The following is a 15,415-nucleotide window of genomic DNA, read 5'->3' as shown; positions in this document are numbered from 1 at the left end:
TCGGCGTTGTCGGGGCCGAAGAACTGCGTGAAGCCGAACACCTGGCTGAACACGTGGTTGAGCCACATCCACGAGGGCGTGCCGCGGAACAGATGGAAGTTCTCCGCCAGCTTGCGCCACGCTTCGCGCGGATCGGTGCTCGGCACGCCGGCCTTGGAGCGGACCTTCAGGGCGTCCAGGCTGACGCCTTGGCTGTAGAGCATGCGGAACAGGTAGTGGTCCGGCGCCAGCAGCAGATCAGTGGCGTCCTCGAACGGCGCGTTGGTCGCGAACCAGGCCGGGTCGGTGTGGCCGTGCGGGCTGATGATCGGCAGGGACTTCACCTGGCCGTACAGCGCCCGCGCGATCTCCCGCGTGCGCCCATCGGCCGGAAACAGGCGGTCGTCGTGAAAAACCAGAGGCCGGGTCATGGCGTCATTTACTCCCTACTCCGCCGACGGCTTCCACGGGCCGTTTTCGACGCGCTTGGTAACCGGTGTCATGGCGCCATGCAAGCCAAAGGCGCCGCCCCGACCTTACACTGTCGGAGGGACGCCCGACGATTCCCGAACCACAAGATAGGGGATGGTGCTGTTGGGATCGCGCTTGTCGCGAACCGCCGCCCCGATCAACTTCTCGGCCGCGATCCGGCCCACTTCGCGCGTCGGAATGTGGATGGTGGTCAACGGCGGCCAGACGGCCTGGGCGATCTGGAAGTCGTCGAAGCCGACCACGGTCACGTCGGCCGGAACCTGCAGCCCGGCGCGTCGGGCCGCCTGCAGGACGCCGGCGGCCATTTCGTCGTTGCCGGCGAAGATCGCGGTCGGCCGCGGCGTCTTGGCCAGCAGTTGCTCGCCGCAGGCCAGGCCGGATTCGAAGGTGTAGGCGCCCTGAACGACATAGTCGGGCTTCAGCTCCAGGCCGGCCTTGTTCAGCGCGTCCTCGAAGCCCCCTCGCCGCTCGTGCGACGAGCGGAAGCTGGGCAGGCCGCTGATGAAGCCGATCTCGCGATGGCCCAGCTCGACCAGATAGGCCCCCATGGCCTCGCCGCCCAGGCGGTCATGGCCGACGATCATGTGCTCGGGCTTGTCCAGCTCGACCGAGGCGATGCGGATGTATTCGCAGCCGATCTCGCGCAGCAGCTTGGCCACCCGCTCGTCTTCCGAGACCGACGGCGGCAGCACCACGCCGAACAGCTTCTGCCGCTCCACGAAGGTGCGCACGTCCTGCAGGAAGGTCGGGCTGGAACGATCGCAGGGATGGACCACCAGCTCGAAGCCCGATCCCCGGATGCCGTCCAGCAGACCCAGCTGCATGTTCACGACATACTGCGGGTTGGGGTTGTCGTAGATCATGCCGATCAGGAACGAGCGGCGGAACGCCAGGCCCCGGGCCTGGGGATCGGGCGCATAGCCCCACTCGGCGATCACCGCCTCGATGCGTTCGCGGGTCTCGTCGCGCACGAAGGGCGACTGGTTGATGACACGCGAGACCGTTTTCTTCGACACCCCGGCCAGGCGGGCGATGTCGTTGATGGTGGCGCGCTTGCGGCCGCCTTCGAGGCCGCCCTCGGCGGCGTCGATTTCCACGCCGTCATGGTCCGGCAAAGGGGTCTTGGACGAGGTCAAAGCGTTTCCATACGGCGGTCGTTGTTTTCTTTTGTCATACTCTACCGAACGGCGGCGTCGCTACAAATGCACCGCCAGACGTATATGTCCTATGGTGACACCGGTTTCCCCGCCGTACAGACGGGATGGCAGCACGAAAAGTTCCAATGACCAAGGCTTTGATGGGCGACCCAACTTCCAGTCCGGCCGAATCGATCCACGGAGTCGACCCGCGCGACCACGTGGCGACGGCCCTGCGCGACCTCGTTTCGGGCGAGACGCTGGACCTGCATGGCCAGGCGATCACGGCCCGCGCCGACATCCCCAAGGGCCACAAGATCGCCGTGCGCGCCGTGGCCAAGGGCGATGACGTGCTCAAATACGGCTGGCCGATCGGCCGGGCCACGACCGACATCGCGGTCGGCGACCATGTGCACGTCCACAATGTCGAGACCCGCCTGTCGGGCGTCGAGGACTTCACCTATGCCGACGCCCATCCGGAGCCGCACGCGGCGCCGCCGGCCGGGACCTTCCTGGGCTACCGCCGCAAGAACGGCCGCGTCGGCACCCGCAACGAGATCTGGGTGCTGTGCACCGTCGGCTGCGTGGCCAACACCGCCCGCCGCATCGCCGAGAAGGCCAACGCCCGCTTCGCCGGCCGCGTCGACGGGGTCTTCGCCTTCCCCCACCCGTTCGGCTGCTCGCAGCTGGGCGACGACCTGAGCCACACCCGCAAGCTGATCGCGGGCCTCGCCGCCCACCCCAACGCCGGCGGCGTTCTGATCCTGGGCCTGGGCTGCGAGAACAACCAGCTGAAGGCCCTGCTGGAATCGGCCCCCGGGCTGGATCCGGAGCGCCTGCGCTCGTTCACCACCCAGATGGTCGAGGACGAGCTGGAGGACGGTCTGGACGCCGTCGAGCAACTGGTCGCCATCGCCGAGAAGGACCGCCGCGAGCCGTCCCCTGTGTCGGACCTGGTGGTGGGCCTCAAGTGCGGCGGCTCGGACGGCTTCTCGGGTGTCACCGCCAACCCGCTGGTCGGCCGCATCGCCGACAAGGTCTCCGACGCCGGCGGCACGCCGGTGCTGACCGAGATTCCCGAGGTGTTCGGCGCCGAGGGCGTGCTGTTGGCACGCGCCGCCACCCGCCAGGTGTTCGACGACGCCGTCGGGGTGATCGACGACTTCAAGCGCTACTTCATCGACAACCACCAGCCGATCTACGAGAACCCCTCGCCCGGCAACATCGTCGGCGGCATCACCACGCTCGAGGAGAAGTCCCTGGGCGCCGTGCAGAAGGGCGGCCGCGCGCCGCTGGTCGAGGTGCTGCGCTACGGCGAGCAGGTCGGACCGCACGGCCTGACCCTGCTGGAGGCGCCCGGCAACGACGCCGTCTCGTCCACCGCCCTGACGGCGGCCGGGGCGACGGTGATCCTGTTCACCACCGGCCGCGGCACGCCGCTGGGCTTCCCCGCCCCCACCCTGAAGATCGCCTCGAACTCGGCCCTGGCCGCCCGCAAGCCGGGCTGGATCGACTTCGACGCCGGCGTGGTGCTATCGGGCCAGACCATGGACGCGGCGGCCGACTCCCTGATGGATCTGGTCGTGGCCACCGCCTCGGGCCAGCCCACCAAGGCCGAACTCAACGGCGAGCGTGAAATCGCCATCTGGAAATCAGGTGTAACCCTTTGACCACCGAGACCCTTTCCCGCCCGCTGCGCCTCAACGCCGTCAGCTATTCGGCCGCCATTCCCGGCGTCGCCCTGCCCGCCTATGACCGCGACAAGGTCACGGTCGGCGTCGTGCATTTCGGCCCCGGCGCCTTCCACCGCGCCCACCAGGCCTTCTATTTCGACCAGCTGCTAGCCAAGGATCCGCGCTGGGGGATCTGCGCCGTGTCGCTGAAGAGCCCGGGCGTCCGTGACGCCCTGCAGCCGCAGGACGGCCTCTACACCCTGGCCCAGCTGGACGCCGAGACCACGTTCCGCGTGGTCGGCTCGATCCTGGAGGTGCTGGTCGCGCCCGAGGATCCGCCCTCGGTCTTCGCCCGCCTGGCCGCCCCGACCACCCGCATGGTCACCCTGACGGTCACCGAGAAGGGCTATTGCCTGACCGGCGACGGCAAGCTGGACACCGCCCATCCGGACATCGTCCACGACCTGGCCCATCCGCGCGAGCCGGTCAGCGCCGTCGGCTATGTCGTCGAGGGCCTGCGTCGTCGCCACCAGGTGGGCCTGCCGCCCTACGCCGTGGTGGCCTGCGACAACCTCGCCGACAACGGCTGGCGACTGAAGGCGGCCGTGGTCGCTTTCGCCGAGGCGATCGACCCGGCCCTGGCCGCCTGGATCGAGGCCGAGGGCCGCTTCCCGCGCACCATGGTCGACAGCATCACCCCGGCCACCGACGACGCCCTGCGCGCCCGGGTCGAGACGGCCACTGGCCTGACCGACGCCTGGCCGATCCAGCGTGAGGCCTTCACCCAGTGGGTGGTCGAAGACGTGCTGGGCGACGGCGCGCCCGACCTGGCTTCGGTCGGCGTGACCCTGACCGACGACGTGCGCGGCTTTGAACGCGCCAAACTAAGGCTCTTGAACGGCGTCCACTCGACCATCGCCTATGTCGGCCTGCTGAAGGGTCATGAGACGGTGTTCGAGGCGATCAGCGATCCGGCGCTGGCCAAGATCGCCGAGGACCTGATGGTCCAGGACATCATCCCCACCCTGATCGCCCCGCGCGGCCTGGACCTGCCGGCCTACGCCCAGGCGATCCTGGGCCGGTTCCGCAACCCCGAGATCCGCCACCTGCTGAGCCAGATCGCCTGGGACGGCTCGCAGAAGCTGCCGTTCCGCATCCTGGGCACGGTCGCCGACGCGCTGGAGGCCGGCCGCCCGGTCGACCGCCTGGCCCTGCCCCTGGCCGCCTGGATGCACTTCGTCCGCCGCCGCGCCGCCGAGGGCGAGAAGATCGTCGATCCGCTGGCCGACCGCCTGGTCGAGACCGCGGCCGCCTGCACCGGCGACGCCAAGGCCGACGTGGCCGCGTTCCTGAAGCTGGAGCAGGTGTTCAGCCGCGACCTGGCGGGCAACACGACGTTCGTGGCGGCGCTGGAGAAGGCGTACGCGGCGCTCGCCTGAGCACGAGCTGGGGACATGCGCATGCGCATGTCCCCTTCAGCATTTACCGCGTCACGCCCCTGCCCGTCACGACGGGCAGCACGGTCCGCAGCAGGATCGTCAGGTCGAACCAGAACCCCTGGCGTCGGAGGTATTCGGCGTCCAGGGCCACCTTCTCCGGAATGGCGATCTCGTCCCGTCCGTTGATCTGCGCCCAGCCGGTGACGCCCGGCCGCAGCGCCTCGACGCCAGCCGCCGTGCGCAGGGCCACCAGGTCGTCCTGATTGAACAGCGCCGGGCGCGGCCCCACCAGGCTCATGTCGCCGACCAGCACGCTCCACAGCTGCGGCAGCTCGTCGACGCTGGTCTTGCGCAGGAAGCCCCCCGGCGGGGTCAGCCAGCGGTCTGGATCGCCCAACAGGTGGGTGGCGACCTCGGGGGTGTCGATCCGCATGGTGCGGAACTTGGGCATCGAGAACAGGGCGTTGCCCCGCCCCACCCTCTGCGACCAATAGAGCGCCGGCCCCGGCGAGGTCAGGCGCACCACCGCCGCGACGATCAGCAGCGGGATGGCCAGCAGCAGCAGCGCCGCCCCGGACGCCGCCGCGTCGAACAGCCTTTTCACGTCAGGCCCATTCTCACTAGGCCAAGTCCCCGAACGCGGCGTCCAGCAGCAGATAGGCGCGGCCGGCGTCGGACGATAGCAGGGCCGCCACCAGGAAGCCTTCGCGGTCCTGCTCGGAGGCCTCGTCCATCATGCCGGTGTAGCGGCGCAGGAAGCGCTCGGCGTCGGCCCGCAGGGCGGCGTCCGAGAACAGCCGACGGACCAGCCTGCGAATGGCGGCCGGGGCCAGTTTCTTGACCACCTCGCGCGCCCCGCCCTCGTCGTGGGTCTGGATCGTGGCGGCGATCTCGTCGATGCGGGCGCGGGGCAGCAGGGCCGTCGGATCGATGCCCATGGCCAGGATCTCGCCGGCCATCTTCTCGCCCAGGGCGGCGTCGCCGGGCGCGACGCTTTCCAGGCCCGACAGCAGGTTGCGCCAGGACAGGCCGCCCTGTTGCGGTTCGCCCCGCTCAGGCGGGGCCGGCGCGGCGTTGCGGCCGCCGGCGGCGTCGAACACCGAGCGGAACTCGTCGTCGGAGGCGGTGGGGGTCAAGCGAAGGCGAGGACGCAGGCCGGCCTCCTCGGCGCTGGGCTCGTTCGCCGGCATGGGCGCCGGCTTGAGAGCCGCCGGCGCGGCGGGCGGCGGAACCGGCTGGGGCGCGGCCTGGGCCTGGCGGTTCAGCGGCGGCGGCGCGCGGGACGGCGCGGCGGCGGGGGTCGCCGCCCCCATCCGGCCGACGGCCTCGCTGAGCATGTCGTAGTTGCGGCGGACCCGTTCCTGGAACGCCTGGTCGATCGCCGCGGTCTCCTCGGCGGTCCGGCGGGCGGACTGACGCAGATCCTCGATGCCCTGCTCGATCTGGGCCCGGACCTCGTTGGCGCGGGCCAGGGCCTCGGCCGGCAGGTCGGCGGTGCGACGGCCGACATCGGCCAGCATGGCCTCCATCTCGGCGATGGTCCCGCGAGCGGTCTCGACGCTCTCGGTCAGCTTCTGGGCCGTGCGGGCCCCGGCCTGCTCGACCACCTGGGCCGATTGCTCGATCAGGTCGCGGGCCTCGTCCATGCGGGACTCGAACACCGTGTCGGCCTTCTGGCCGGCGGCGAAGGCGATCTCGTTCAACTGGTCGACGCGGACGCGAGCGGCGTCGACGCGCAGCTCGACGCCTTCATTGGCCTTGCGGGCCGCCTCGGCCATGGACTCCATGGCCTGGGCCAGGGCGGCTTCCAGGTCGGCGCGCTGGCCGCCGGCGGCGCTGGCCAGGGCGGCGATGGCGCTGGAGGTCTCGGCCGCCAGGGCCTCGCGTTCGGCGCGGGCGGTCTCGGCGACTTCTCGCAGTTGCTGGGCCGCCGCGCCGATCAGGCCGCGCAGCACCTCGGCCCCCATGGCCGCCATGTCGCTCATCTCGGTGGCGCCGGCGCGGGTGTGGCCGATGAACTCGGTCAGTTGGGCCGTGCGGGTCTCGCTCTCGGCGGCGAAGTCTTCCTGGTCGGTGCGCAGCGACTGGCTGGCGGCGACCAGGGCGGCGCGCTGGGCGGCCAGGGTGCGCTCGACGGCGCCCATCTGGTCGCCGACGCCTTGGCCGGCGGTTTCCAGGCGGGCGATCTGGCGCGACAGGTCCTCGGCCCCGACCCGCGCGGCGTCGGACGCCTCGGCGGCGGCGGCGGCCAGGTCGGCGGCGCGGGCGGCCAGGGCGGCCTCGGCTTCACGCAGCTGGGTCTCGGCCAGGTCGGAGGCCTCGGCGACCATGCGCGCCTGGCTGCCGATGGCGTCGACCACGGCGGTGGACTGGGCGTCCAGCGTGGTCGACAGCGCGTGCATGGCCTGGCGCTCGTGACCCAGGCCCTCGGAAAGCTGCTGCACCATGCGGGCGGATTCGGTGGTGGTCTGGGCCAGGGCCAGGGTTTCCTCGGCCAGGGCCTCGCGCAGTTCCTGGACGCGGACGCGGGCTTGGTCGGCGGCGACCGTGGCGGCGTCGATCTGGTTGCGGATGCGCTCGACCACGCCGTCGACGCCCGCCGCCGCCAGGGCGGCCGGGGTGACCAGGCGGTCGGTCATGATCCGGGTGTGCTTCAGCTCGGCCGAGACCCCCATGGCCTGGCGCAGCATGTAGGCGCCCAGCAGGGTGAAGGCGGCCGGGCCGACGGCCAGGGCGGCGAACACCATCAGGGCGAACTGGTCGACCTTCAGGGACGGCACGCCTTGGCCATAGCCCAGGGCGAAGGCGATCGGTCCCAGCGTCCAGAGCGCCGCGGCGGCGATCGCCAGGCTCCAGAACAGCGGCGCGGGCATCGGCTTCTTGCCTTCGCGAGCCGTGGACAGAGGCGTGACGGGCGGGGTGATCGGAGAGGTCTCGCGCGGCTTGGACACGGCCGCTTCGAAACGCTTGGACGGCGCCGGCGGTTCAGGCTCGACCACCGGGGCCGGCGGCTGGGCGGTTTGGGCGGCCAAGGGCGCCGTCAGGAAGGACGGCAGCGGGGCCAGGGGGTCGGCTTCGACCGGCGCGCTGCGTCGACCACGAGCCGGCGAGAACGGCGCGGGATCGGGCTCGGGTTCCGGCGCCTTGAAGTTCGACTTCGGCGCCGGGGCCGGTTCGATCACGGCCTCCGGCTCGGGAGCCGCGACCTCGACCTTCGGAGGCTCGATCGGTTCGATCGGCTCAAGGATCTTGGGCGCGGGCTGCTGTTTCGGCGCGCCGCCGAAAAAGCCGCGTCGCGCGGCGGCGCGGGGCGTTTCGGGAGCCGGCTCGGGGGGAGGCTCAGGCGCGGGTTCGGGAGCGAGATCCAGCGGGCCGCGATCGAGAATCGACGGGGCCGACGCGTCGGGAACGGCGGCGATATCGAGATCAAGGTCCGGTTCGGTGACCGGCGCGTCCGCATCGGGTTCGGCTTCCGTCTCGACGGGACGGCCGACGTCCTCGACCGGCGGCTCCACGGGAATGCCGGTGAAATCAAGCGGTTGGCGCTTCTTAGGCTTCATACGCAGCCATAGTCCCAGGGCGAAACGGCTTGGGGCCGGATGAACATCGCCGCGCGGACGCCCCTCTCGCACGCAACGAATAAACCTAGCGGCGAAAAGCCGGCCCGCATAGCGGGTTCCAGCGGAATTCCCATCCGGCGCGGGGCTTGGCCCGGCAAGGCTTTAGGCGCTGACCTCGGCCTTGTGCAGACGGGGACAGCGCTCGACGGTTTGAACGGCCTGTTGGCGGGGCGTGCGGGCGATGACCCGCTCGGCCTTGGGCGGGGCCTTGGCCTGGTGCTCGACGGCCATGCCGAACTGGCAAAGCGCCATCGACGAAAGCCAGAGCATGATCGCGGCGATGAATTCAGCCAGGGATGACATCGGGAGGCCCATTTTCCGATATCGGCGTTATGCAGCGCTTCGGCGCCCGGCGCGAGTGAACTTTTGGTCATGAAAGGCCGCGCTCCAGATGCTTGGCTCCATCGAAGCTCACAGCGCCTGCAGATTTCCCCGCCTTGCCCGCCGCCCCCGCGAGACCTAGGTCCACGCTCAGGATCACCGCCCCGTCGTCGCGCCATCGTGCGTCGGCGGAGCTTTCCATTTGCGGATACGCGTTTTGCCCCCTACCCAAGTCGCTTCGCTGTCGCACGACGCTTTTGCGGACCCGTCCATGAGCGCCTCTGCTAGCGCCTTGTCTCCGGCCCGACTGACGCACCTCCAGCGCCTGGAAGCCGAGAGCATCCACATCCTGCGCGAGGTGGCGGCCGAGTGCGAGAACCCGGTCATGCTGTACTCGATCGGCAAGGACAGCGCGGTGATGCTGCACCTGGCGGCCAAGGCGTTCTATCCGTCCAAGCCGCCCTTCCCTCTGCTGCACGTCGACACGACCTGGAAGTTCCGGGCCATGTACGAGCTGCGCGACACCATAGCCAAGCAGCTGGGCTTCGACCTGCTGGTCCACAAGAACCCCGACGCCGAGGCGCGCGGGATCAATCCGTTCGACCACGGCAGCGCCCTGCACACCGATCTCTGGAAGACCGAGGGCCTCAAGCAGGCCCTGGCCAAGTACGGCTTCGACGCGGCCTTCGGCGGCGCCCGCCGCGACGAGGAGAAGAGCCGGGCCAAGGAGCGGGTGTTCAGCTTCCGCACCACCGAGCAGCGCTGGGATCCCAAGGACCAGCGGCCCGAGCTGTGGAAGCTCTACAACACCCGCAAGCACCCGGGCGAAAGCCTGCGCGTCTTCCCGATCTCCAACTGGACCGAGCTGGACGTCTGGCAATACATCCACCTGGAGAACATCCCGATCGTGCCGCTGTACTTCGCGGCCGAGCGGCCGGTGGTCGAGCGCGACGGCAGCTTGATCATGGTCGACGACGGCCGGTTCCGGCTGCGTCCGGGCGAGGTCCCGCAGATGAAGAGCGTGCGGTTCCGCACCCTGGGCTGCTACCCGCTGACCGGGGCCGTCGAGAGCACCGCCTCCACCCTGCCCGAGGTCATCCAGGAAATGCTGCTGACCACCACCAGCGAGCGCCAGGGCCGGGTCATCGACCATGACCAGTCCGCCTCGATGGAGAAGAAGAAGCAGGAGGGCTATTTCTAGTGAATACGATCTACAAGCCCTCCGACCTGATCGCCGACGACATCGACGCCTATCTGGTCGCCCATCAGCACAAGTCGCTGCTGCGCTTCATCACCTGCGGGTCGGTGGACGACGGCAAGTCGACCCTGATCGGCCGGCTGCTCTACGACAGCAAGATGATCTTCGAGGACCAGATGGCGGCCCTCGAGGCCGACTCGAGGCGGGTCGGCACGCAAGGCGGGGCGATCGACTTCGCCCTGCTGGTCGATGGCCTGGCCGCCGAGCGCGAGCAAGGCATCACCATCGACGTCGCCTACCGCTTCTTCGCCACCGACAAGCGCAAGTTCATCGTCGCCGACACCCCCGGCCACGAGCAGTACACGCGCAACATGGTCACCGGCGCCTCGACCGCCGACGCGGCCGTGATCCTGATCGACGCCCGCAAGGGCGTGCTGACCCAGACCCGCCGCCACAGCTACCTCGTCAAGCTGCTGGGCATCCGCCACGTGGTGCTGGCGGTGAACAAGATGGACCTGGTCGGCTGGGACCAGGCGACATTCGACGGCATCGTCGCTGACTATCGCGCCTTCGCCGACCAGATCGGCCTGGAGGTCTTCACCCCAATCCCGATCTCGGGCCTGACCGGCGCCAACATGGCCTCGCGCGGCGAAGACTCGCCGTGGTTCGACGGCCCGATCCTGATGGACTGGCTGGAAGGCGTGGAGGTCGAGGACGACCTGCGGAGCCAGTCGTTCCGCATGCCCGTGCAGTGGGTCAACCGCCCGAACCTCGACTTCCGGGGCTTCTCCGGCCAGATCGCCGCCGGGACCGTCAAGCCGGGCGACCGGGTGAAGTCCCTGCCCTCGGGCCGCGAAAGCACCGTCGCCCGCATCGTCACCAAGCCCGACGACCTGGCCGAAGCCTATGCCGGCCAGTCGGTGACCATCACCCTGGGCGACGAGATCGACGTCAGCCGCGGCGACATCCTGGTGGCCGCCGACGACCCGGTCGCCGTGGCCGGCCAGTTCGAGGCCACCGTCGTCTGGATGGACGACGAGCCCCTGCCCCCCGGTCGCTCCTACCTGCTGAAGATCGGCACGCGGATGGTCGGGGCCAGCGTCACCGAGATCAAGCATCGGGTGAACGTCAACACGCTGGAGCACCTGGCGGCCAAGAAGCTGGAGCTGAACGAGATCGGCCTGGTGAACCTGTCGCTGGACCAGGCCATCCCGTTCGAGCCCTACGCCCAGAACCGCGACCTGGGCGGCTTCATCCTGATCGACCGGATCAGCAACCGCACGGTCGGGGCCGGCCTGCTGAACTTCGCCCTGCGCCGGGCCGACAACATCCACTGGCAGCACACCGACGTCAGCAAGGCCTCGCGGGCGGCGCTGAAGGGCCAGCGCGGCCGGGTGGTATGGCTTACCGGCCTGTCGGGCGCGGGCAAGTCGACGATCGCCAACCTGGTCGAGAAGCGCCTGCACGCCCTGGGCCGCCACACCTATCTGCTGGACGGCGACAACGTCCGTCACGGCCTCAACAAGAACCTCGGCTTCACCGAGGAGGACCGGGTCGAGAACATCCGCCGGGTGGCCGAGGTGGCCAAGTTGATGGTCGACGCCGGGCTGATCGTGCTGACCGCCTTCATCTCGCCGTTCCGGGCCGAGCGCCGGCTGGCGCGCGAGATCCTGCAGGACGGCGAGTTCGTCGAGGTGTTCGTCGACACCCCGCTGGCGGTGGCCGAGGAGCGCGACGTCAAGGGCCTCTACAAGAAGGCGCGGGCGGGCCAGCTGAAGAACTTCACCGGCATCGACAGTCCCTACGAGGCGCCCGAGACGCCGGAGCTGCGGATCGACACCACGAAGATGGACCCGGTCGCCGCCGCCGAGCGGATCGTCGCCTGGCTGGAAGGCGAAATCGACTACGAGATCTAGTCCAGCCTGCCTTTTCCGTTTTCCCTTCTTCCGTCTCCCCGGCGAAGGCCGGGGCCCAGGTGAAGCCCACGAGAGGCTCCTGATGAATCTGGGTCCCGGCCTTCGCCGGGAAAGTGGAAAAGGGCGGAAGCTCAAGGCGGCGTCACCCCGGCATCTGCCTTGGCGCCAGCCGCGTCAGCCGCACCGCCCCGATCAGCCCCAGCCCGCCCATCGTCGCCATGGCCAGGTAGCCCCTGGTCCCGAAGGCGTCGAACAGCGGGCCGGCCGCCAGGGTGCCGACGCCCAGCATGAAGCCGGCCGACAGGGCCGAGTTGATCGCCTGGGCGGCCGAGGCGCTCTGCGGCGGGGCCAGGCGCTCGATCAGCCGCAGCGAGGCCATGAAGCTGGCCGCGAAGGTCAGGGCGTGCAGGGCCTGCAGCGGGAACAGCAGCCACAGCGGCGGGGCGAAGGCGTAGGCCGTCCAGCGCAGCAAGGCCGCGGCCCCGCCCAGCACCAGCAGCCGCTCGGGTCCGACCTTGCGTCGCCACGGCTCGGCGAACCACATGAAGCCGACCTCGACGGCCACCCCCACGCCCCACAGCACGCCGATCATCGGGGCCGAGATCCCCTGGTTGCGCCAGAGCAAGGCCGAAAAGCCGTAGTAGAAGGCGTGCGCCCCCTGGATCAGGCCGGCGGTGATCACGGCCAGCACGAAGGTCCTGTCGCGTAGCAGTCCGCCCAGGCCCTTCCAGCGCTCGGCGCGGTCGGGCTTGGCGACGCCGACGTCATGGACCCGTTCGGGTGGCACGATCAGGGCCGAGACCACGGCCACGCCGATCGCCGCCGTGGTGATCCAGGCGACGATGACGCTGGGCGCCATGACCGCCAGGACCGCCCCCATGGCCAGGTTGGCGACGATGAAGGCCGCCGAGCCGGCGCCGCGCGGAACGCCGTAGTTGAAGCCGTCCAGGCGCGAGCGGCGCAGGGTGATCACGTCGATCAGCGGCGTCAGGGTGGTCAGGAAGGTCATGCCCACCAGCCAGCAGACCAGCAGCCCCCAGAAGCCCGGCGCGGCCAGCATGGCCAGGTAGCCGGCCGCCGCCCCCAGGGCCAGCAGGGCCAGGGGCGTGCGGCGCAGGGTGAAGCCGTCGGCCCAGACCGCCAGCACCGGACCCAGGAACGGGCGCGCCAGCAGCGGCACGGCCAGCACCACCCCGATCTCCGCCCCCGTCAGGCCGCGCGAGCGGAAATAGGTGGCGATGTAGGGCAGGCTGACGCCGGTGCCGAGATAGGAGACGACGTAGAACAGGCCCAGGCGGGTTTGGGACGTGAGGGCGCTGGGCTTGTCAGTCGTCACGCACTCACCCTCGATACACTTTGGTTGTCATCCCGGGCGTAGCGAAGCGAAGACCCGGGACCGACGCCTGAGCGCATGCGCTTCCGGCGGTCCCGGATCGGCGCGCTACGCGCTTGTCCGGGATGACAGCGTTGAATGTGGAGCAGCGGTTTACAAAACCGCTGCTCACGACCCTATTCCGCTCCGCCGAACCGAGCGGTCCATTCGGCGATCTGCTCGTCCTCGATCTTCTTGAACAGCACCTCCGGCGCGCGGACCGACAGGCCGACCGGCAGGGTCGACAGTTCGGCGGCGGCGTCGGTGGTCGGCCAGGCGCCCGGATAGGCCTGGCTGAACGCCTCGCTGATCTTCTCGGCGGCGAACGGGATGAACGGCGCGGAGATGCGGGCGTACAGCGCCGCCAGGTTCAGGGCGGTGCGGACGATCACGGCGGCGCGGTCGCGATCGGTCTTGATCGCCGTCCACGGGGCGGCTTCCTGCAGGTACTCGTTGCCGACCACCCAGAGGGCGCGCAGGGCCTGGGCGCTCTTGCGCACCTCGATGGCGTCCATCTGTTCGGCGAGGTCGGCCAGGCGGGCCGAGACGTCGGCGTAGAGCTTCTCCTCCAGCGGGCCGGGGGCGCCGCCGTCGGGGATCACGCCGTCGAACTTGCTCTCGGTGAACTTCAGGATGCGGTTGACGAAGTTGCCCAGCACGTCGGCCAGGTCGCGGTTCACGGCGCTGGCGAACTGCTCCCAGGTGAAGGCCGTGTCGCTGCTCTCGGGCGAGTTCGAGGTCAGGTACCAGCGCCACAGGTCGGGCGGCAGCAGCTCCAGCGCCGCGTCCATGAACACGCCGCGCTGGTTGCTGGTCGAGAACTTGCCGCCGTACCAGTTCAGCCAGTTGAAGGCCTTGAGCATGTCGACGCTCTTCCACGGCTCTTCCGAGCCCAGGATGGTCGCGGGGAAGCTGACGGTGTGGAAGGCGACGTTGTCCTTGCCCATGAACTGGACGTAGCGGACGTCTTCCGCGCCCTCGTCGGTGCGCCACCACGACTTCCAGTCGCGGTCCGCGCCGGCCTCGGCCCATTCCTGGGTGGCGGCGATGTATTCGATCGGGGCGTCGAACCAGACGTAGAAGACCTTGTCCTCGAAGCCCGGGCGCGGGAACTCGCCCTTGGTCACCGGGATGCCCCAGGCCAGGTCGCGGGTGATGCCCCGGTCGATCAGTCCCTCGTCCAGGTGCTTGTAGGCGATCGACTTGGCCAGCAGTTGCCAGTCGGGGTGGCTGTCGATCCAGGCGCGGATCTTGTCGGCCATCTTGGTCTGCAGGAGATAGAGGTGGCGGGTGTCGCGCACCTCCAGGTTCCGCGAGCCGGAGATCACCGAATAGGCGTTCTTCAGGTCGGTGGGGTCCAGCAGGTTGCCGCAATTGTCGCACTGGTCGCCGCGGGCCTTCTCGAAGCCGCAGTGCGGGCAGGTGCCCTCGATGTAGCGGTCGGGCAGGAAGCGCTTGTCGTCGATGGAATAGACCATCTGGTCGACGCGTTCCTCGATCAGGCCGCGCTCCTCCAGCACCTCGCAGAAGTGCTGGGTCAGGCGATGGTTCTGCGGCGAGGACGAGCGGCCGAAATGGTCCCACGACAGGCCGAAGGCGCGACCCACGTCATGCTGCAGCACGTGCTGCTCGGCGCAGTAGGTGGCCACGTCCTGGCCGGCGGCGGCTGCGGCCAGCTCGGCCGGGGTCCCGTGCTCGTCGGTGGCGCAGATGTAGAGGGTGTCGTTGCCCCGGGCCCGCTGGAAGCGCGCATAGACGTCGGCCGGCAACATCGATCCCGCCAGATTGCCCAGGTGCTTGATGCCGTTGATGTACGGCAGGGCGGAGGTGATCAGGATGCGGGCCATGGGTCTTCCGGGGGAGTCGAGGAGCGGTTGCATATAGAAGGCCCGGGGCGGAAACGAAAGCTCGGTGCGGCGAACACTTGCCCCTACGGACCGCTTCGCGGTCGTCTTCCCCCAAAGGGGGAAGAGGGCGCGCGTTCTCCTCCGCCCCCTCGCCGCGACAGACCGCGAAGCGGTCAGGTGGGGGCAAGTGGGTGTGATCCCACGCCAATCTGGCTGTGAGATAACGGAAAGGGTCGCGGAGCGCCGGACGACGTCCGGAGTTCTTTGAGTTGTTACCGTTTCGACGAAGCCGATCGCTCCGCGCCATCGTTATCCGCCAGCATCCGGTGGGCAGCCCTGTTGAGGCTTAGCCGGACCCGGTCTCGATCCCTTTCGGGAGAAACCGGCCGCCGAGGGCGCGGGCCAATGGGCAATACACGCGC

The 15,415-nt window shown here is 69.6% G+C and carries 11 protein-coding genes; 4 read left to right on the top strand and 7 right to left on the bottom strand.

The genetic code is table 11. From position 1 onward, the window contains the following. Window positions 1-410: glucuronate isomerase (locus AC1DYP_RS24175; RefSeq protein WP_477048476.1), on the bottom strand; the 410-nt coding region annotated here is incomplete at its 3' end. A gap of 105 nt (window positions 411-515) precedes the next feature. Next, window positions 516-1,607: a LacI family DNA-binding transcriptional regulator gene (locus AC1DYP_RS24170; protein WP_477048475.1), complete on the bottom strand. Its 1,092-nt coding sequence runs from the start codon at window positions 1,605-1,607 to the stop codon at window positions 516-518. Between the two features lie 161 nt (window positions 1,608-1,768). Between AC1DYP_RS24170 and AC1DYP_RS24165 the strand changes: the two genes are divergently transcribed. After that, on the top strand, window positions 1,769-3,277 hold the full coding sequence (locus AC1DYP_RS24165) for a UxaA family hydrolase (protein WP_477048478.1): 1,509 nt from the start codon (window positions 1,769-1,771) through the stop codon (window positions 3,275-3,277). Next, entirely contained in the window at window positions 3,274-4,719 is a 1,446-nt protein-coding gene (locus AC1DYP_RS24160) for a mannitol dehydrogenase family protein (RefSeq protein WP_477048474.1), read from the top strand. Before AC1DYP_RS24165 ends, AC1DYP_RS24160 begins: the two co-directional genes overlap by 4 nt. A 43-nt stretch (window positions 4,720-4,762) precedes the next feature. On the opposite strand, the gene AC1DYP_RS24155 is transcribed toward AC1DYP_RS24160, so the two are convergent. The 3 genes from AC1DYP_RS24155 to AC1DYP_RS24145 form a co-directional block, all read right to left on the bottom strand. After that, the gene (locus AC1DYP_RS24155) at window positions 4,763-5,323 is read right to left on the bottom strand and encodes a sugar transferase (protein WP_477048473.1); all 561 of its coding nucleotides are present in this window, start codon (window positions 5,321-5,323) and stop codon (window positions 4,763-4,765) included. A gap of 16 nt (window positions 5,324-5,339) precedes the next feature. Continuing rightward, on the bottom strand, window positions 5,340-8,279 hold the full coding sequence (locus AC1DYP_RS24150) for a coiled-coil domain-containing protein (protein ID WP_477048472.1): 2,940 nt from the start codon (window positions 8,277-8,279) through the stop codon (window positions 5,340-5,342). Between the two features lie 162 nt (window positions 8,280-8,441). After that, window positions 8,442-8,642, bottom strand: a complete 201-nt coding sequence (locus AC1DYP_RS24145; protein ID WP_477036333.1) for a hypothetical protein — start codon at window positions 8,640-8,642, stop codon at window positions 8,442-8,444. A 289-nt stretch (window positions 8,643-8,931) separates the two neighbouring features. Here AC1DYP_RS24145 and cysD point away from each other — a divergent pair, with 289 nt between their 5' ends. Continuing rightward, window positions 8,932-9,861, top strand: a complete 930-nt coding sequence (gene cysD, locus AC1DYP_RS24140) for a sulfate adenylyltransferase subunit CysD (protein WP_477048471.1) — start codon at window positions 8,932-8,934, stop codon at window positions 9,859-9,861. 8 nt (window positions 9,862-9,869) lie between these two features. Continuing rightward, on the top strand, window positions 9,870-11,774 hold the full coding sequence (gene cysN / locus AC1DYP_RS24135) for a sulfate adenylyltransferase subunit CysN (RefSeq protein ID WP_477048477.1): 1,905 nt from the start codon (window positions 9,870-9,872) through the stop codon (window positions 11,772-11,774). Window positions 11,775-11,916: 142 nt separating this feature from the next. Here the strand turns inward: cysN and AC1DYP_RS24130 are convergent, their stop codons facing one another. Both AC1DYP_RS24130 and metG read right to left on the bottom strand, forming a co-directional pair. Further along, window positions 11,917-13,110, bottom strand: a complete 1,194-nt coding sequence (locus tag AC1DYP_RS24130) for an MFS transporter (RefSeq protein ID WP_477048470.1) — start codon at window positions 13,108-13,110, stop codon at window positions 11,917-11,919. Between the two features lie 173 nt (window positions 13,111-13,283). Further along, entirely contained in the window at window positions 13,284-14,993 is a 1,710-nt protein-coding gene (metG, locus tag AC1DYP_RS24125) for a methionine--tRNA ligase (protein ID WP_477048469.1), read from the bottom strand. Window positions 14,994-15,415 lie beyond the last annotated feature (422 nt).

The organism is Caulobacter sp. P1_D6, assembly GCF_056406095.1.
Note: the sequence above shows the minus strand (reverse complement) of the source record. Positions and strands in the feature narration are given on the sequence as shown.